Below are 16,611 nucleotides of genomic sequence, written 5' to 3'. Positions count from 1 at the left end.
GTCCGCCCGGGCGGGCGCAGGCTAACCTGGCACCATGAGTGAACCCGGAGACGGCCGTGTCGCGGTCTACATCGACTTCGACAACATCGTCATCTCGCGCTACGACCAGGTGCACGGGCGCGGCAGCTACATGCGCGACCGCCCGAAGTCGAGCTCGACCCAGCCCAAAGCATCCTTCGCCGACAAGCTGGCCGAGGCCCGTGTCGACCTGGGCGCGGTGATCGACTTCTCGTCGTCGTTCGGCACGCTCGTGCTCACCCGCGCCTACGCGGACTGGTCGTCGGCCGTCAACGCGGAGTACCGCGGGCAGCTGGTCGGCCGGGCGGTCGACCTGGTGCAGCTCTTCCCCGCGGCGGCGTACGCCAAGAACGGCGCCGACATCCGGCTCGCGGTCGACGCCGTCGAAGACCTGTTCCGCCTGCCGGAGCTCACGCACGTCGTGATCGTGGCCGGCGATTCGGACTACATCCCGCTGGCCCAGCGGGTGAAGCGGCTCGGCCGCTACGTGATCGGGATCGGCGTGGCCGGGTCGACCGCCAAGTCTCTCGCCGCCGCGTGCGACGAGTTCGTCAGCTACGACGACCTGCCCGGCATCGCCCGGGACGAGGCGGCGGACGCCGAGGAGGCCGAGCTGGAGGCGGAGGAGGCGGAGGCTGCTGTCGCCGAGGCTGAGGCCGAGTCGGGCGCGGCTGCGGCCGGCGCTTCGAGCGGGTCTGCCGTCGTGGCGGAGGACTCGCCGGCGGAGACCGACGGCGACACGGAGGCGGCCGCCGCCGATGGCGCCGCTCCCGAGGCGGACGCTGCGCCCGCGAAGCGCCCGACCCGTCGCGGCGGTCGCAAGCGCGCTCCGGCCGCCGAGGGCGGCGCGGATGCGACCGAGGAGCAGCAGGAGGACCCGCAGCATGTGGCGACGCGCCTGCTCGCCCGCGCGATGCAGCTCGGCCACGAGAAGGACGACTCGCCGTGGCTGCACAGCTCGACGGTGAAGGGCCAGATGAAGCGGATGGACCCGTCCTTCAGCGAGAAGGCGCTCGGCTACCGCTCGTTCAGTGACTTCATCAAGTCGCGCAGCGACCTCGTCGAGCTGGACGACAGCTCCACCGCCCAGATGCTGCGGCTCGCGCCGACCCGCCCGCGCCGCGCCCGGCACAGCGGGCGCGCGGCCGACCGGGTGTCCGCGTCCTGAGCCGGTACACAGCCACCGGGAGTTGACTGCGGTCCATGGCAAGCGAGCGGACAGCGCGACAGTGGACAGCAACGCAGTGGGGCGGACCGGAGACCTGGGACTTCGCGGAGGTGCCGGTGCCCGATCCGGGGCCCGGCGAGGTGACCATCCGGGTGACCGCCGCGGGCGTCAATCCCGCTGACTACAAGCATGTGTCCCAGCCGCGGCCGGGACTCGACCTGCCGGTGCCGATCGGCTACGAGGTCGCCGGCGTGGTGTCGGCCCTCGGTCCGGACACCGAGCTCGCCTCCGGCGGCGGCGCGGTCGGCGACCCGGTGGTGGCGTTCCGCATCCAGGGCGGGTACGCCACCGAGGTGACCGTCCCCGCGAAGGACGTCTTCGCCAAGCCGCCGCGCCTGGCCGACGAGGAGGCCGCGAACCTCCTCCTCGTGGGGACGACCGCCTCCCAGATGCTGCACGTGACGGATGTGCGTGCGGGCGAGACCATCCTCGTGCACGGCGCGTCCGGCGCGGTCGGGGTGAGCATCCTGCAGCAGGCCGCCGAGATCGGCGCACGGGTGATCGGCACCGCGAGCGAGGCCAGCTTCGCGCGGGTGCGCCGCTTCGGCGGGCTCCCGGTCGCCTACGGCCCGGGCCTGGCCGAGCGGGTGACCGAGGCCGCGCAGGGCCCGATCGCCGCGGCGCTCGACACCGTCGGAACCGACGAGGCGATCGACGTGTCCCTCGAGCTCGTCCCCGACCGCATCCGCATCGTGACGATCGTCGCCGCGCAGCGGGCCGAGAAGGAGGGCTTCCACGCCGTGTTCGGCGCGCAGCCCGAGAGCCAGGCCTACCGCGACTCCGTCCGCGCCCACCTGCTGGAGCTCGCGGGCAGCGGCCGCCTGCAGGTCCCGGTCGCGCGCACCTACCCCCTCGCCGAGGCCCCCGACGCGCTGGCGTTCCTGAAGCAGGGCCACCCCGGCGGCAAGCTCGCGCTGCTCCCCTAGCGCGGGCGCCCGGCGCGCCGCCGCCGTCGCCGCCGTCCCTCGTGCGCACATTCGTGCCGAATGGTGCCTCTCGGACCGCCAGAGGCGACATTCGTGACGAATGTCCGCCTGACTCCTTCGTCATCCCGGGCCCGCGCCGCCGCGCGGTCGAAGATTTGTGCCAAATCGCGGTTATGGCCGCGCCAAAACCACTATTTGTGCCAAATCTTCGAAGCCACTCAGGGCTGCGCCGCCATCACCCGACGCGAGCGCGCGAGAATTGCGCCAAATCGCGGTTGTGGCGATTTCAAAACCGCGATTTGTGCCAAATCATGCACCTGGGAAAGGTGAGCGGCCCTGCGCTCAGTCACGCACTGCGGCGACCGCCTCGATCTCGACCAACTGGCCGTCGTACCCGAGCACCGTGACGCCCATGAGCGTGCTCGGCACGTCGTGCTCTCCGAACGCATCCTGGACGACCTGCCATGCGGCGCCGAGGTCTTCGCGTCTGCTCGAGGCGACGAGGATGCGCGTGCTCAGCACATCCTCTCGGGTCGCCCCCGCGGCGCGCAGCGCCGCCGTCATCGTCTCGACGCACTGCGCCGCCTGGCCGGCGACATCGCCGACGGCCACGGTGGCGCCATCCGCATCCAGCGGGCAGGCGCCGGCGAGGAAGATCAGCCGGGAATCGCGAGGCGCGGTGGACGCGTACGCGTACGGCGCGGCACTGAGTTCTGGGGCGCGGAGGAGCTGGACAACGGTCGTCACTCCCTCATCCTGTCAGTCGCGGGCGGCCAGCCCCTCGGCCTCGCGCTCCGAGATCAGCTCCATGCCTCCGGTGCGCTGGCTCGTGTGCAGCAGCGCCTCCATCCACCGCTCGTTGAGCTTCGGCGGGTGCGTCTCCGTGAACACGAAGGCCAGCGGGATCTCGCGGCTGATCCAGAGGCTCATGCGTCCGCCGCCCAGTTCGGCGGCGATCTGCCAGTTCAGCAGGAAACTCTCGTGGCGCCGGAGCTTGGTGACGAGGGCGATCTTCACGTGCGCCAGCGTGCGGTCGTCGAACTCGTACTCCTGCGCCTGCGTGCCGTAGATCAGTCTGCCCACGTCACCCGACCTCGTGCCGCCTGCCCTGCTTCGCCTTGCTCTCGCGGTAGCTGCCCGCCGGCACCTCCTCGCGGATCTCGGCCCGCAGGGCGTCCTCCAGCACCAGCCCGACGTTGCTGTTGGCACGCTCGCTCAGGATGGTGAGCCAGTCTCGGTTGAGCTCGGGCAGCTCCGTCCCGGCGAACACGAACTGGACCGAGATCGACGGGTCGAGCCAGATCGACCGGAGCACGCCCTGCGGGCTGGCAGTGCGGTCGGTCCAGATCAGCAGGAAGCCCTCGCGGCGGCGCAGCTTCGACTGGATCACCGCCTGCAGGTGCGCGAGCACGCGATCGTCGAACGTGAAACCGTCCGCACCGTCGTAGATCAAGGTTCCCACGGGGGTCCTTCCTGTCGAGATCACTTTCTCGAAACAGCCGCGCGCCGTCAAGGCATTACTGCGCGCGCCGCCGTACAGTCCGGTCATGGACGCTCTCACGCGAACCATCAAAGCGGCCCTCCTCTACGAGGACGGCCGGACCCTCGACAGCGTCGTGGTCGTTCCCCTGATCGGCGGATGCCCGCCCGGGGAGATCCGCGTCGCCACCACGTTCGCCGGCGCCCTCGCCTACGACGTGTACGAGCTGGCGGACGAGGAGCAGTTCTCCTCCATGCCGGCCTACCCCTACCGCTCCACCGTTCCCGTCACGACGAAGGACCTCGAGGACTGACCGGGGCGCCACCCGCCCGCGAGTAGCGTTGACGGAGTGACACCCTCCGACGACCGCGCCCGCACGCGCACCGGCTGGGCGGTGACTGCGCTCAGCCTCGGCACGCTCCTGAACCCGCTCAACTCCTCCATGATCGCCGTGGCGCTGGTGCCGCTGCAGCACGACTTCGGTGTGGATGTGACAGCGGTCACCTGGGTGATCACCTCGTTCTATCTCGCCTCCGCGGCAGGGCAGCCGCTGATGGGTCGCCTCGCGGACCGGTTCGGTCCGCGCCGCCTGTTCCTGTTCGGGATGGTCGTGGTCGCGCTCGCGTGCGCCGTCACACCGTTCTCGGGGTCGTTCGCCGCGGTGTGCGCGGGCCGTGTCGCGCTCGCGATCGGCACGGCGACGGCGTTCCCGTCGGCGATCGCGATGCTGCGTCCCCTCGCGGCGCAGTCCGGTGTCGGGACGCCGCGGCTGCTCGGGCGCATCCAGATCGCCAACACGTCGGGCGCCGCGATCGGGCCGGTGCTCGGCGGAGCGCTGGTCACCTTCCTCGGCTGGCAGGCGATCTTCTGGGTGAACGTGCCGCTGGCCGCGCTCACCTTCGTCGGCGTCCAGCTGTTCGCCCCGCGTGACGCCGAGCGCGCGCGGACGCCGCTCAGCCGGACGCTTGCCGAGTCGGACATCCCGGGCATCCTGCTGTTCGTCGCCACGCTGACGTCGCTGCTGGTGTTCCTGCTCGACCTGCACCCGCAGCCGCTGTGGTGGCTGCTCCCGGTGTGCGTCGTCGCGGCCGGGCTGTTCGTCTGGCGGGAACTGCGCAGCGCGCATCCGTTCCTCGACCTGCGACTGCTGGCGGCGAACCGGCGGCTGCTCATGGTCTACCTGTGCTTCGCCATCTTCAACGTGGTCTACTACTCGGCGTTCTTCGGCCTCCCCCAGTACCTGCAGACGCACGACGGCTACTCGGCCGGGGTGGCCGGTCTGCTGATGTTCCCGCTGGCGGCGGTCACCATCGTCGTGACGCCGCTGGCGGCGCGGGCGATCGAGTCGATCGGGCTGCGGCCGACCCTGCTCTCCGGCGCGGTCGCGCTCGTGGCCGGCGCGGCCCTGCTCGCGGTCGCCGCGCTCACCCCGGCGCCGTGGGCGGTGCTGCTGCTGACCGCAGCGCTCGGCATCCCCTACTGCGTGGTCAGCATCGCGATGAACCAGGCGCTCTACTCGTCGGCGCGACCGGAGGACAGCGGCGTCGCGGCGGGCATCTTCCAGACGTCGAGGTACGTGGGCGCCATCGTGGCGACGACGGTCCTCGGGCTGCTGTTCAGCGGCGGGACGACGGCGTCCAGCTGGCTCACGGCGGTCACCGTGGCGACGGCGCTGGCCGTGGTGCATCTCGCGCTGCTGGTGTTCGTCCGGCCGCGCAGTCCGCGCGCGGAGCAGCCCGCGGCGGCGTGAGCTCAGGCGACGAGCGCCGTCCCGCCCGGCGGCACGGTGCCGCGCCGTCGCGTCGCGCTCGACGTCGATGCCTCGCGGCACAGTGGATTCGTGCAGCCCACCGGGAGCGCCACCACCGTCCACGACCCGCTCGACGTCCGCGCCAGTCTTCGCTCGGCGGAGAGCGGCCACCCGCACTCCGCGCACACCTGTGCGTCCGCGACCATACCGATCAACCCCATCCGTGACCCGTGGCGCCCGCTTCGCCACTTCCATGGTCCGCCCGGCGACCGCCGGAAGCAAGAGGGGGGTTCGTCCGGTGGACCGCCGCCCGCGGTTCGAATCGTGAGAAGGCCATATAAAGAAACGGTAAGGACGCTGCCGGACGGCCGCGCCGGAGGCACGCGCCCGCCAAGATGGGAAGGTGGGCGATGACAGGGGCCTCGTGCTGGTGGTCGAGGACGAGCCGGCGATCGCCGAGCTGGAGCGGATGTATCTGGCCGACGCCGGATTCGGCGTTCATGTCGAGCGCGATGGGTCCCGCGCACTCGAGTCGGTGTCCCGCCTGCGCCCCGCGGCCATCGTGCTCGACATCGGCGTCCCGGGAATGGACGGCGTCGAGGTCTGCCGCCGGCTCCGGGCCCGGGGCGACTGGACGCCGGTGGTGTTCGTGACGGCGCGCGATGACGAGGTGGACCGCATCCTGGGCCTGGAGCTGGGCGCCGACGATTACGTGACCAAACCGTTCTCTCCGCGCGAGCTGGTGGCGCGGATCCGCGGCCTGATCCGTCGTGCGGCCGGCTCCCCTGGCGCCGAGGCGCGCCGGATCGGTCCGGTGAGCCTCGACCCGGCACGCCGGCGGGTGGAGGCCGGGGGCGTGCGGGTGGAGCTGACCGCCACCGAGTTCGATCTGCTGGAGCACCTGATGTCGCAGCCCGGGAGGGTGTTCACCCGCGAGCAGCTGCTCTCCTCGGTCTGGGGCGTCGCCGACTACAGCAGCAGCCGCACCGTGGACGTGCATGTCGCGCAGCTGCGCACCAAGCTCGGGGATGCCTCGTGGATCATCCGCACGGCACGCGGCGTCGGGTACAGCGCCGCCGGGGCCGATGACTGACGCCGCCCGCACGCCGCCGCTCCCCCGCGCCCGGCGCTGGAGCGCCTCCCTCGCCGGCCGGATCATGCTCGGGACCGTCGCGGTCGGGGTGATCGCTGTGGTGGTGACCGCGTTGCTCGCCGTCCAGGTCGTGCAGTCGGTGGCCGAGAGCCAGGCGCGGCAGCAGCTCAAGGCGCAGGCGACGGCCCTCGTCGCCGTCCGGGCGTCCGGCGTGCGGCTCGGTGCAGCGCGGCTGGCGGTGCTCGGCGACCGGTTCGCCGTGGTGGATGCGGACGGCACCCTCTCGGGTCCGGCGCGGGCCGCGGTGCCGGCGAGTGCTGTGCGCGACCTGACCCGCGGACGGTCGGTCTCCGGTTCGACGACGCTCGCCGGGCACGACGCCGTCTACGTCGGCATCCCGGCGGCGGACGGCGGAGGCGTCGTCGGCGTGCGGAAAGTGGCCGACATCGCCGCGGCCGATGCGGAGCTGACCCGCTGGCTGCTCCTCGCTCTCGCCGGCGGCCTCGTCGTGGCCGTCGTCAGCGGGGTGCTGCTCGCGCGCCGCCTCGGGCGCCCCCTCACCCGTATCGCGGGGAGCGCGCGAGCACTCGCCGCAGGCGGCCGGGGCGTGCCGATCCGGGACGAGTCGATCGCCGAGATCGACGACATCGCGCACGCTCTACGCGGGCTGGATGGAGCGCTCACGGTGAGCGAGGAGCGGCAGCGCGAGTTCCTGCTGTCGGTGTCCCACGAGATCCGCACGCCGCTCACCGCGATCCGCGGGTACGCCGAGGCCCTGGCCGACGGCATGGTGGCGCCGGACGACCGGATGCGCGTCGGCCGCACGCTCGCCGAGGAGTCGGAGCGGCTCCGCCGGTTCCTCGACGACCTGCTGGAGCTGGCACGCCTTGAAGCCGACGACTTCCGCCTCGACCCGCAGCCCGTCGACCCGGGTTCGACGGTGATCGCCGCCGTGGACGCCTGGCAGGGAGCGGCCGGGCGCGTCGACGTGCCTCTCCGCGCAGAGCTCGCTCCGGGCATCCCGACCGTGGTGACCGACGGGATGCGCCTGCGGCAAGTGCTCGACGGACTGATCGAGAACGCACTGCGCGCCACCCCCTCCGGGTCCCCGATCGTGGTGTCGGCATCGCCGGCGCCGGGCGGCGGCGTCCGGCTCTCGGTGCGCGACGGCGGACCGGGGCTGAGCGAGCAGGATGCGGAGGTCGCGTTCGAGCGCGGCGAACTGCGCGATCGGTACCGGGAGGTGCGCTCGGTCGGCACCGGGCTCGGACTGTCGATCGCCCGCCGCCTGGTCGGGCGCCTCGGCGGGACCATCGGGGTGGGCGCGGCGCCCGAGGGCGGCGCCTCCTTCGACGTCTCCTTACCTTCCTCGAACATTCCCCGAGCGGAGCGCTGACACGTCCCTGGGACGCTGGCGTCATGAGCGACAACGACATCCCCACCCCTCCCGCGTCCGACGAGACGCGCCCGTACGACACCGTGAGCGCCCCCGGCCCTGCCGTCCCCGCGGCGCCGCCTGCCCAACCCGCCGCACCCGAACCGTTCGTGCGGCGGCACGCTGTGGCCGTCGCGATCGTCGCCGCGGTGCTCGCGGTCATCGTCGTCGCCGGGGGCACGGCGTGGGGCGTCTCCGCGGCCGTCGCGAGCACGCAGACGGCGAGCGCGCCCATGAAGCCGACCGTCCACGCCGCCGGCGCGAAGGCTTCCGCTCGCAAGGCTGCCGCGGCCAAGCACGCGAAGGCGCACGCCGTGCGGGGAACGATCACCGCGATCTCCGGGGACAACTGGACTGTTCGCAGCGCATCCGGCAAGACGGCGACGGTCAAGCTCGACTCGGCGACCACCTTCGGCACGAAGAAGAACCCTGCCACTCGCGACTCCTTCACCGTCGGCGACCGCATCGGGGTGCTCGGCACGCGGTCGGGCACGACGGTGACTGCGAAGAAGATCGTCCATCTCCACGCCACCTCGACGGGCACTCCGAGCCCTGCGCCGTCGGCCTGATCCGCCCATGGGCCGCCCGGTTCTCGGTAACGTCGTCGACATGCAGCTCGATGTCCCCACCTCGGTCGGCCCAGGGCGCCTGACGGTGTCCGCCGCCCCGGAGCCCACCGCCGTGCTCTGGCTGGGGCACGGCGCGGGCGGCGGCATCGACGCGCCCGACCTCGCCTTGCTGGCGTCGCGGCTGCCCGATCGCGGCATCACCGTGATCCGCTACGAGCAGCCGTGGCGGGTCGCGGGTAAGCGCGTCGCCGCGCGGCCGGCCACTCTCGACGTGGCGTGGCTCGAGACAGCGCCGACCGTCCGGGAGCTGGCGGACGGGCTCCCGCTCGTCGTCGGGGGACGCAGCGCGGGTGCGCGCGTCGCCTGCCGCACCGCCGCATCCACCGGTGCCGCGGGCGTGGTCTGCCTCGCGTTCCCGCTGCACCCGCCTGGTCGACAGGACGCGTCACGGCTGGACGAGCTCCGCGAACCGGACGTGCCCGTCCTCGTGCTGCAGGGCGGCCGGGACCCCTTCGGCGGCGCCGAGCAGCTCGTAGCCGAACTCGGCACGCAGACGGGCGTCCGGGTGGTCGAGGTGCCCGGCGCCGATCACGGCATGAAGGTGGCGAAGGCCTCCGCGTTCGGGCCGGCGGACGTGCGCGACCTGGTCACCGCGTCGGTGGAGGGGTTCGTGCGCGAGGTCAGTAGTCGCCCTTGACGACGAAGTAGGACCCGCGGATGGTGCCGGCCAGCTTCGACCGCTGGCGCGCGAACTTGAACGCGGAGAGCTCGTCGGGCACGTCCATTCCATCGGAGAGCTTGAATCCGACGGCGCGCTTGCCCGCATCCTCCAGCGTCCAGAGCAGGTTCACCGACAGGCCGGACTCGTAGAAGACGTAGGTCCAGTCGATCCCCTCGACTTGGAACCGTGTCGCCTCGAGCGCCGGCGACGCGATCACGATGCCGCGCTCCTCCTCGAGCACCCGGGCGACGCGCGCGACGGCGTCCGCCTCCTCCTCGGCCGTGCCGACGGTGAAGGCGTGGTCGTACTTGTTGCGGAAGTAGCGCGCCTCGTTCGCCCGCAGCCCCGCGAGCGCCTCGGCGACCGGGGACGACTCCAGCCCGACGGTGGACACGTTCTCGAAGTCGACGACGTACGGCATGTTGCCCTCCCGGATCTCGGCGGCGGCTCGCCGCCCGCACCAACCTAGCGCGACGAGTGGATGCGGTGCACGGGCGTGTCCGCTGCGCACGGCCCGGGAGGAGCGCGAGGATCGAGGGGTGTCCGACCTGCTGATGCGCATCCAGAGTCCCGAGTTCCAGGCGATGTCCGAGCGCGTGCTCGAGGTGACCGCCCTCACGTCCCGCCTCAACGTGCTGCCGTTCGACGACGAGGCGGGCAAGGCGGAGCTGTTCGAGCGCATCCTCGGCCGTCCGCTGCCGCCGCGCGTCACGATCTACCCGCCGTTCTTCACCGACCACGGGCTCAACCTCGACCTCGCGGACCGCGTCTTCATCAACCAGAACTGCACGTTCCTCGACTATGCGGGCATCCGCCTGGCCGAGCGCGTCATGGTCGCGCCGAAGGCGACCTTCATCACGGTCGGACACCCCGTCGACACCGACGACCGCCGCGTCTGGCTGACCGGAGGCCCGATCGACGTGGAGGAGAACGTGTGGATCGGCGCGGGCGCCACGATCCTGCCCGGTGTCACGATCGGCCGAGACTCCGTGATCGCGGCGGGCGCGGTCGTCGCGGAGGACGTGCCGCCGCGGAGTCTCGTAGCGGGCGGGAAGGCGACGGTGCGACGGTCGTGGTGACCGCGGGCTGCCGCGGCCCCGCACGCCGTCTGGGCGCACGCCGGGAAGGTCATCCGCCCTGTTCTGCGACGCGGCCGGACGTGCTTGGATGAGCGGGTGGGGCGTCCGACGAACGTCTCACCCGGACCGGCACGTCGCAGGAGCGCGAGTATGGAGTTCGACAGACTGAGCGGGGCGGCGACAGACTCCGACCCCCAGACGCTCCTGCTCGAACTCATCGACAGCGTGGTCCGTTCGCTCCCGGCCGACGTCGCATCCCGCGCCCTGCTCGTCGAGCGCACCCGGTCGCTGAGCGACTGGATGGCACAGCGGCCCGGTCCGATCACACGCCTGCGCCTGTCCGGGCCCACCGAGGCGCTGTCGCTGGAGTGGGAGCCGGGGCCCCGCTGGACCGCAACGGTGGAGCAGCTCCACGGGACGGTCTCGCTGTCGAGCCGCACCGTCCCCGTCAGTCAGTGGCTGACGGCGTTCGCCCAGCTCGTCACCGCCCTCGCGGTGAGCGCCGCGGAAGACGCGGCGGATTCGGAGCGCGCGCTGCAGGCGCTCGGGATCCTGCCGCCCGGATCGGAGGTCCGCGTCGATGACGCCAACCTCTCGCGCGACCTGCTGACCCTCGCCGCGCGCGTCCGGCGGCGGGTCCCCGCGGAGGCAGCGGAGGCCGTGGAACGGATCGGCGCCCTGCTCGCCGACACACTCCCGCGAGTGGCCGGGACGGGCGAGCCCGAGGTGATCGTGCGCGTGGCGGCGACCGTGTACCTCCCCGACACGCTGCGGGCCTACCTCGCGCTGCCCGCCGGGTGGGCGGCCGAGCACACGCTCGCCGGCGGCCTCACCCCGGCTCAGGCGCTGATCGCGCAGCTCGACGCCCTCGAGTCCGCGGCGCGGACGATGAGGGATGCGGCGGTCGAGCGGGACGCGTCGGCCCTGCTGGCCAACGGCCGGTTCCTGGCCGACCGGTTCGCCGGGTCCCGACGCGAGCTCGACCTGCCCTGACGCGAGGTGCAGAACGGCGGTCGGATGCCTCACCCGGCGGCCCAGAGCTCCTCGGCCTCCAGGGTCAGATCGATCACCTGACGCAGCAGAGCCCCCATCGATGTCGACCGCAGCAGGGTGTACCTGTCGTACTCGCCCAGCGGGGCGATCGCCGCGAGTTGCCACACCGCTGCGACGGGATCCTCCGACAGCTCGATCGCTGCATCCGACTCCGGCTCGTCGACGCGGGCGATCACGCGGCGCACGACGGCTTCGGCCTCGGCCCGCAGGGGTGCGAGCGCGTCGGACCACTCCAGATCCGGCAGCATCGAGAGCTCGGCCCGGGGATACGGGTCGTCCTCGAGCCAGCGCTCGACCGTGAACCGCCGGGTCCCCACGCCGACGATGAACAGGTCGTCGGCGTCCGCGGTGGCGCTCACAAGATGCGCGATCGTCCCGACCGAGGCGCGCTGGTCGCCACCCCCGGCTTCGGACCCGCGCTCGATGAGGACGACGCCGAACTCGAACCCCGGTTCGACCTCATCGAGCAATCGGCCGACCAACGTGAGATACCGCGGCTCGAAGACACGCAGCGGGATCGCCACGAACGGGTACAGCACGGATCCGAGCGGGAACATCGGTGAGGCGGCCATACCCCAGTGAAGCACCGCGGACGTACAGTGAACAGGTGACCCGACCCCGCCCCGAGATCCCAGGACCGGGTCAGGAGTCCGTGTGGGACTACCCGAGGCCACCGCGCATCGAGCGCGTCGCCGCGCCCGTCACGATCCGCCTGGGCGGACAGCTCATCGTCGACACCCGGGACGTCGTCCGGGTGCTCGAGACGAGCCATCCGCCGGTCTACTACCTCCCGATCGCGGACTTCGCGCCCGGGGCGCTGGTCGACGCCGACGGCTCGTCGTTCTGCGAGTTCAAGGGAACCGCACGATATCTCGACGTGCGCGGCGGAGGCGAGGTGCGGTCCGCGAGCGGATGGAACTACCCGTATCCGTCGCCCGGGTACGAGCTGCTCCGGGACCGCGTCGCCGTCTACGCCCAGCAGATGGACGAGTGCACGGTCGACGGCGAGGTCGTCACGCCGCAGCCCGGAGGCTTCTACGGCGGCTGGGTCACGAGTGCTGTGGTCGGGCCGTTCAAGGGGGTGCCTGGGTCATACGGCTGGTGAACGCCCGCGATGCCTACACATTGAACCGGAACTCCACCACGTCCCCGTCCTGCATCACGTAGTCCTTGCCCTCCATGCGCGCCTTGCCGCGGGAGCGGGCCTCGGCGACGCTTCCGGCCTCCATCAGGTCGTCGAAGGAGATGACCTCCGCCTTGATGAAGCCCTTCTCGAAGTCGGTGTGGATGACGCCGGCCGCCTGCGGGGCCTTCGAGCCCTTGTGGATGGTCCAGGCGCGCGACTCCTTCGGGCCGGCGGTCAGGTAGGTCTGCAGGCCGAGCGTGTCGAAGCCGATGCGGGCGAGCTGGTCGAGGCCGGACTCCTCCTGGCCGGTTGAGGCCAGCAGTTCTGCAGCGTCGGCCGCGTCGAGGTCGATCAGCTCAGACTCCAGCTTCGCGTCCAGGAACACGGCCTGCGCCGGGGCGACCAGCGCGGCGAGCTCGGCGCGACGGGACTCGTCGGTCAGCACGTCCTCGTCGACGTTGAACACGTAGATGAAGGGCTTCGCGGTGAGGAGCCCCAGCTCGCGCACCGGCTCCAGGTCGATCGAGGACGTCGAGAGCGGCTTGCCCGAGTTGAGGTACTCGATCGCGGCGCGCGCGGTCTCGAGCACGATCGGCTCCAGCTTGCGGCCCTTGACCTCCTTCTCGTAGCGCTGCTCCGCCTTCTCCAGGGTCTGCAGGTCGGCGAGGATGAGCTCGGTATTGATGGTCTCCATGTCGCCGGCCGGGTCGGTCTTGCCCGCGACGTGCACCACATCCGCGTCGCTGAAGCCGCGCACGACCTGCGCGATGGCGTCCGCCTCGCGGATGTTCGCCAGGAACTTGTTGCCCAGGCCCTCGCCCTCGCTGGCGCCCTTCACGATGCCGGCAATGTCGACGAACGACACCGGCGCCGGCACGATCCGCTCGCTGTGGAACAGCTCCGCCAGGCGGTCGAGCCGCGGGTCGGGGAGGTTCACCACGCCGACGTTCGGCTCGATGGTCGCGAACGGATAGTTCGCGGCGAGCGCGTCGTTCTTGGTCAGCGCGTTGAACAGGGTGGACTTGCCCACGTTGGGCAGTCCGACGATTCCGATAGTGAGAGCCACGGTCGTCCATTCTACGGGCCGGGGTCAGCCCTCCCGGGCGGCTCGGTACGAGCGGGTGACGTACGGCAGCTCGATGGTGTCGCGGCCGGCGAGGTCGGGATGCTCGCGCAGCAGACGACGCAGCGACTGGATGACCGCGGCCTGACCGCCCGCATCCTTCGTGATGAAGTAGCTGCGGGACCGCGCCAGGTCGAGCAGCCCGTCGTGGCTGAGCGCCTGCACCCAGCCCGTCTCGTGCTTCTCCAGCGGCCCGAACGGTTCGGTCAGCACCGGGTCCGTCCCGTCGTTGAACGCCGCGGAGCCGGCATCCATCAGGCTGCCCAGTTCTCGGACCCAAGGGATGCTTTCGTCGCGCTCGTTCCAGATCAGACCCAGGCGTCCCCCGGGACGCAGCACTCGCGCCACCTCCGGGATGGCTCGCGCAGGATCCACCCAATGCCAGGCCTGGGCGACAATCACGAGCTCGAAGGCGCCATCCGGCGCTGGGATGTTCTCCGCCGTCCCCTCGGCCACTGCAACGCCGGGAAGACGCTCGCGGAGCACGCGCAGCATGCCCGCGGAGGGGTCGACGGCGGACACCGCAAGGCCGCGGTCGACCAGGCGCGCCGTCAGCTTGCCGGTGCCCGCCGCGAGATCGAGGACCGGCCCCTCCACGCCCTGCGTGACCCAGCTCACGGCGTCGGCCGGATACGACGGGCGCACGGCGTCGTAGAGGTCGGCGGCCCGCTCGAACGAGGAGGCGTGGAGGTCGCGCTGCTGACGGGACTTCATGAAGCCGATGGTACGCGACGGCCCTCAGGGTGACCGAACCGCGGGCGTAACCCTGAGCTCCTTCGGGTTGTCGATGCGGGATGCGGCGGCACGCGGGCGGGATGCCGGGCGGCGTCGGTGGGCCGTGTCAGCATGACGACGTGACCCTGGATTTCACCGCCATCGACTTCGAGACCGCCAACTCCTCCCCCGCCTCCGCGTGCTCGGTCGGGCTGGTGAAAGTGCGGGACGGCAAGGTCGTCGACCGCGCGGGATGGTTCATCCGGCCGCCGCTCGGGCACGACCAGTTCCAGGAGTGGAACATCCGCATCCACGGCATCCAGCCCCACCAGGTGGCGGACGCGGCGAGCTGGGTCGACCAGCTGGCCGACCTCGTCGAGTTCGCCGAGGACGACCACCTCGTCGCTCACAACGCGGGCTTCGACATGGGTGTCATCCGCGCCGCCTGCCAGGCCACACTCGTCGCCTGCCCCGAGTACAGCTACCTGTGCAGCCTCCAGGTCGCCCGCCGCACCTACACGCTCGAGTCGTACCGCCTGCCGGTCGCGGCGATGGCGGCGGGATTCGACGGGTTCCAGCACCACGACGCCCTCGCCGACGCGGAGGCCTGCGCGGCCATCGTCATCCACGCGGCGCGGCGCCACGAGGCCGCGACGATCGCGGACCTCTCCGCGCTGACCGGCGCCCGCCTCGGGCGGATCGGCGTCCCCGTCGCCGCCTGACGCTCGCGCCCCGCGCGCTCGCTGGCGCCCCGCTCCGGCGGGCGTCGAGTCGTGACAAGATGTCGCCACTCGCGGCGGATTAGCGCATCCACTCACGACTCGCGGACCCCGCGACCCCCAGTGTCGGCGGCCTCTGACACACTCAGGGCATGGACATCCTCGCCCTGCTCTTCGGCCTCCTGATCGGGCTCATCGCCGGCGCCGTCGGCGCGGGTTTCGCCGTCGCGAAGCTCATGCGCACGCGGTCCGCAACCGAGCCCGCGACGCCGCTGGTCGACCCGGCCGTGCTGGCCGCGCAGCATCAGGCCGAGCTGGCCGAGCTGCGCGCGACGGAGGCCGCGGTGCAGTCGGAGATCCGCGCCGACCTGGCCGCTGCGCACGGCCGCGTGGACGCCCTCCAGGAGCAGCTGCTCACCGCCCAGCAGCAGTACCGCGAGACGCTGGAGCGGCACCGCGCCGAGGCCGAGGCGCGCGCCGCGCAGGAGCGGGCCGAGAGCAAGGTGCTGCAGGCGCTCGCGCCGGTGCGCGAAAGCCTGAGCGACATGCAGCGCAAGGTTGTGGAACTCGAGACGCAGCGCAACCAGCAGCACGGTCAGCTGACCCAGCAGCTGCGGTCGGCCGCCGAGTCGGAGGAGCGCCTGCGCAGCACGGCGGAGGCCCTGGCGTCCGCGCTGCGGTCGAACAGCACCCGCGGAGTCTGGGGCGAGACCCAGCTGCGGAGCGTGGTGGAGGCTGCGGGCCTGCTCGAGCGCGTGGACTTCGACGTGCAGTCGAGCATCCACTCGGAGTCCGGTGCGGGCCGTCCCGACATGATCGTGCGGCTGCCCGGCGGCAAGAGCATCGCGCTGGACGCGAAGGTGCCGTTCAACGCGTATCTCGAAGCCAGCCAGATCCCCGCGACCGCGACGGGACCGGAAGGTGCTCAGCGCGAGGCGTTGCTCAAGCAGCACGTCAAGGCGGTCCGCGACCACATCACGGCGCTCGGCAGCAAGGCGTACTGGACGGGCCTGGAGTCGTCACCGGAGCTGGTCATCGCGTTCATCCCGAGCGAGTCGCTCGTCTCGTCGGCGCTGGAGGCGGACCCGTCGATCATGGAGTTCGCCTTCGGCAAGCGGGTGGCGCTCGCCTCGCCGGTGACGCTGTGGTCGGTGCTCAAGACGGTGGCGTTCAGCTGGCAGCAGGACGTGCTCACCCAGGAGGCGAAGCAGCTCTTCGACCTGAGCCGCACCCTCTACAGCCGGCTGGCCACGACGGCCGGCCACATCGAGAAGCTCGGACGCTCGCTGGAACGCACGGTCAAGGACTACAACGGCTTCGTCGGGTCGTTCGAGCGCCAGGTGTTCCCGGCCGCCCGCAAGCTCAACGCGCTGGACGAGACCAAGGTGATCGGAGTGCTCGACGGCATCGAGGAGGCGCCGCGCGAGCTGACCGCGTTCGAACTGGTCAGCGAGCTGGAGCCGCGCGACATGCACGGGATCGACAAGCTGGCGATCGAGGAGCAGGAGCGCGCTCACGCCCTGGAGGCCGAGCGCGACAGCGGCGTGGCGTAAGGCCCGCGGCCTGGCCGGTCAGAG

General features: G+C 71.8%; 20 protein-coding genes. 13 read left to right on the top strand and 7 right to left on the bottom strand.

The annotated features are described in order from the left end of the window. The first annotated feature begins 34 nt into the window (after positions 1 to 34). Both ACTJI1_RS04785 and ACTJI1_RS04780 read left to right on the top strand, forming a co-directional pair. The gene (locus ACTJI1_RS04785) at positions 35 to 1,186 is read left to right on the top strand and encodes an NYN domain-containing protein (RefSeq protein WP_440741744.1); all 1,152 of its coding nucleotides are present in this window, start codon (positions 35 to 37) and stop codon (positions 1,184 to 1,186) included. A gap of 35 nt (positions 1,187 to 1,221) precedes the next feature. Further along, complete coding sequence (locus tag ACTJI1_RS04780; protein WP_440741743.1) at positions 1,222 to 2,172, top strand: NADP-dependent oxidoreductase; 951 nt, start codon at positions 1,222 to 1,224, stop codon at positions 2,170 to 2,172. A 342-nt stretch (positions 2,173 to 2,514) separates the two neighbouring features. Here ACTJI1_RS04780 and ACTJI1_RS04775 read toward each other — a convergent pair whose 3' ends face one another. The 3 genes from ACTJI1_RS04775 to ACTJI1_RS04765 are packed head-to-tail and all read right to left on the bottom strand — an operon-like array spanning position 2,515 to position 3,634. Continuing rightward, entirely contained in the window at positions 2,515 to 2,919 is a 405-nt protein-coding gene (locus tag ACTJI1_RS04775) for a RidA family protein (RefSeq protein WP_440741742.1), read from the bottom strand. 12 nt (positions 2,920 to 2,931) lie between these two features. Next, positions 2,932 to 3,255 carry a DUF7882 family protein gene (locus ACTJI1_RS04770; protein WP_440741741.1) on the bottom strand — a complete coding sequence of 108 codons (324 nt, stop codon included), beginning with the start codon at positions 3,253 to 3,255 and terminating at the stop codon, positions 2,932 to 2,934. 1 nt (position 3,256) lies between these two features. Continuing rightward, positions 3,257 to 3,634, bottom strand: coding sequence for a DUF7882 family protein (locus tag ACTJI1_RS04765; protein WP_310130142.1), 378 nt, complete (start codon positions 3,632 to 3,634; stop codon positions 3,257 to 3,259). Positions 3,635 to 3,719: 85 nt separating this feature from the next. Between ACTJI1_RS04765 and ACTJI1_RS04760 the strand changes: the two genes are divergently transcribed. The 6 genes from ACTJI1_RS04760 (at position 3,720) to ACTJI1_RS04735 (ending at position 9,196) form a co-directional block, all read left to right on the top strand. Continuing rightward, complete coding sequence (locus ACTJI1_RS04760) at positions 3,720 to 3,965, top strand: hypothetical protein (RefSeq protein WP_310130144.1); 246 nt, start codon at positions 3,720 to 3,722, stop codon at positions 3,963 to 3,965. 36 nt (positions 3,966 to 4,001) lie between these two features. Then, positions 4,002 to 5,402, top strand: coding sequence for an MFS transporter (locus ACTJI1_RS04755; protein WP_440741740.1), 1,401 nt, complete (start codon positions 4,002 to 4,004; stop codon positions 5,400 to 5,402). Positions 5,403 to 5,805: 403 nt separating this feature from the next. Continuing rightward, complete coding sequence (locus tag ACTJI1_RS04750) at positions 5,806 to 6,495, top strand: response regulator transcription factor (protein ID WP_440741739.1); 690 nt, start codon at positions 5,806 to 5,808, stop codon at positions 6,493 to 6,495. After that, on the top strand, positions 6,488 to 7,891 hold the full coding sequence (locus ACTJI1_RS04745; RefSeq protein ID WP_440741738.1) for a HAMP domain-containing sensor histidine kinase: 1,404 nt from the start codon (positions 6,488 to 6,490) through the stop codon (positions 7,889 to 7,891). Before ACTJI1_RS04750 ends, ACTJI1_RS04745 begins: the two co-directional genes overlap by 8 nt. A gap of 23 nt (positions 7,892 to 7,914) precedes the next feature. Continuing rightward, positions 7,915 to 8,499: a DUF5666 domain-containing protein gene (locus ACTJI1_RS04740; protein WP_440741737.1), complete on the top strand. Its 585-nt coding sequence runs from the start codon at positions 7,915 to 7,917 to the stop codon at positions 8,497 to 8,499. Positions 8,500 to 8,539: 40 nt separating this feature from the next. Continuing rightward, positions 8,540 to 9,196 carry an alpha/beta hydrolase family protein gene (locus tag ACTJI1_RS04735; RefSeq protein WP_440741736.1) on the top strand — a complete coding sequence of 219 codons (657 nt, stop codon included), beginning with the start codon at positions 8,540 to 8,542 and terminating at the stop codon, positions 9,194 to 9,196. Here ACTJI1_RS04735 and ACTJI1_RS04730 read toward each other — a convergent pair. Next, a complete protein-coding gene (locus ACTJI1_RS04730) occupies positions 9,180 to 9,641 on the bottom strand; it encodes a phage tail protein (protein WP_440741735.1) in 462 nt (153 codons plus the stop codon). The two genes, ACTJI1_RS04735 and ACTJI1_RS04730, sit on opposite strands and share 17 nt — an antisense overlap. A gap of 118 nt (positions 9,642 to 9,759) precedes the next feature. On the opposite strand from ACTJI1_RS04730, the gene ACTJI1_RS04725 reads away from it, so the two are divergent. Together ACTJI1_RS04725 and ACTJI1_RS04720 are read left to right on the top strand one after the other, a co-directional pair. After that, on the top strand, positions 9,760 to 10,299 hold the full coding sequence (locus ACTJI1_RS04725; RefSeq protein WP_440741734.1) for a sugar O-acetyltransferase: 540 nt from the start codon (positions 9,760 to 9,762) through the stop codon (positions 10,297 to 10,299). 150 nt (positions 10,300 to 10,449) lie between these two features. After that, positions 10,450 to 11,292 carry a hypothetical protein gene (locus ACTJI1_RS04720; RefSeq protein ID WP_440741733.1) on the top strand — a complete coding sequence of 281 codons (843 nt, stop codon included), beginning with the start codon at positions 10,450 to 10,452 and terminating at the stop codon, positions 11,290 to 11,292. A 29-nt stretch (positions 11,293 to 11,321) separates the two neighbouring features. Here the strand turns inward: ACTJI1_RS04720 and ACTJI1_RS04715 are convergent, their stop codons facing one another. Continuing rightward, positions 11,322 to 11,924, bottom strand: a complete 603-nt coding sequence (locus ACTJI1_RS04715) for an LON peptidase substrate-binding domain-containing protein (RefSeq protein ID WP_440741732.1) — start codon at positions 11,922 to 11,924, stop codon at positions 11,322 to 11,324. A gap of 35 nt (positions 11,925 to 11,959) precedes the next feature. Here ACTJI1_RS04715 and ACTJI1_RS04710 point away from each other — a divergent pair, with 35 nt between their 5' ends. Beyond that, a complete protein-coding gene (locus ACTJI1_RS04710) occupies positions 11,960 to 12,457 on the top strand; it encodes a DUF427 domain-containing protein (RefSeq protein ID WP_440741731.1) in 498 nt (165 codons plus the stop codon). A gap of 13 nt (positions 12,458 to 12,470) precedes the next feature. Here the strand turns inward: ACTJI1_RS04710 and ychF are convergent, their stop codons facing one another. Together ychF and ACTJI1_RS04700 are read right to left on the bottom strand one after the other, a co-directional pair. Then, entirely contained in the window at positions 12,471 to 13,544 is a 1,074-nt protein-coding gene (gene ychF / locus ACTJI1_RS04705; RefSeq protein WP_440741730.1) for a redox-regulated ATPase YchF, read from the bottom strand. Positions 13,545 to 13,568: 24 nt separating this feature from the next. Then, positions 13,569 to 14,315, bottom strand: coding sequence for a class I SAM-dependent methyltransferase (locus tag ACTJI1_RS04700; RefSeq protein ID WP_440741729.1), 747 nt, complete (start codon positions 14,313 to 14,315; stop codon positions 13,569 to 13,571). A 140-nt stretch (positions 14,316 to 14,455) separates the two neighbouring features. Between ACTJI1_RS04700 and ACTJI1_RS04695 the strand changes: the two genes are divergently transcribed. Both ACTJI1_RS04695 and rmuC read left to right on the top strand, forming a co-directional pair. Then, on the top strand, positions 14,456 to 15,037 hold the full coding sequence (locus tag ACTJI1_RS04695) for an exonuclease domain-containing protein (RefSeq protein ID WP_310130188.1): 582 nt from the start codon (positions 14,456 to 14,458) through the stop codon (positions 15,035 to 15,037). Positions 15,038 to 15,186: 149 nt separating this feature from the next. Then, positions 15,187 to 16,587 (top strand): DNA recombination protein RmuC, encoded by a 1,401-nt coding sequence (gene rmuC, locus ACTJI1_RS04690; RefSeq protein ID WP_440741728.1) that lies wholly within the window; start codon positions 15,187 to 15,189, stop codon positions 16,585 to 16,587. Positions 16,588 to 16,611: the final 24 nt, after the last annotated feature.

It is taken from the genome of Leifsonia sp. 22587, from assembly GCF_052044215.1.
In the GTDB taxonomy this organism is placed as follows: domain Bacteria; phylum Actinomycetota; class Actinomycetes; order Actinomycetales; family Microbacteriaceae; genus Leifsonia; species Leifsonia shinshuensis_C.
Note: the sequence above shows the minus strand (reverse complement) of the source record. Positions and strands in the feature narration are given on the sequence as shown.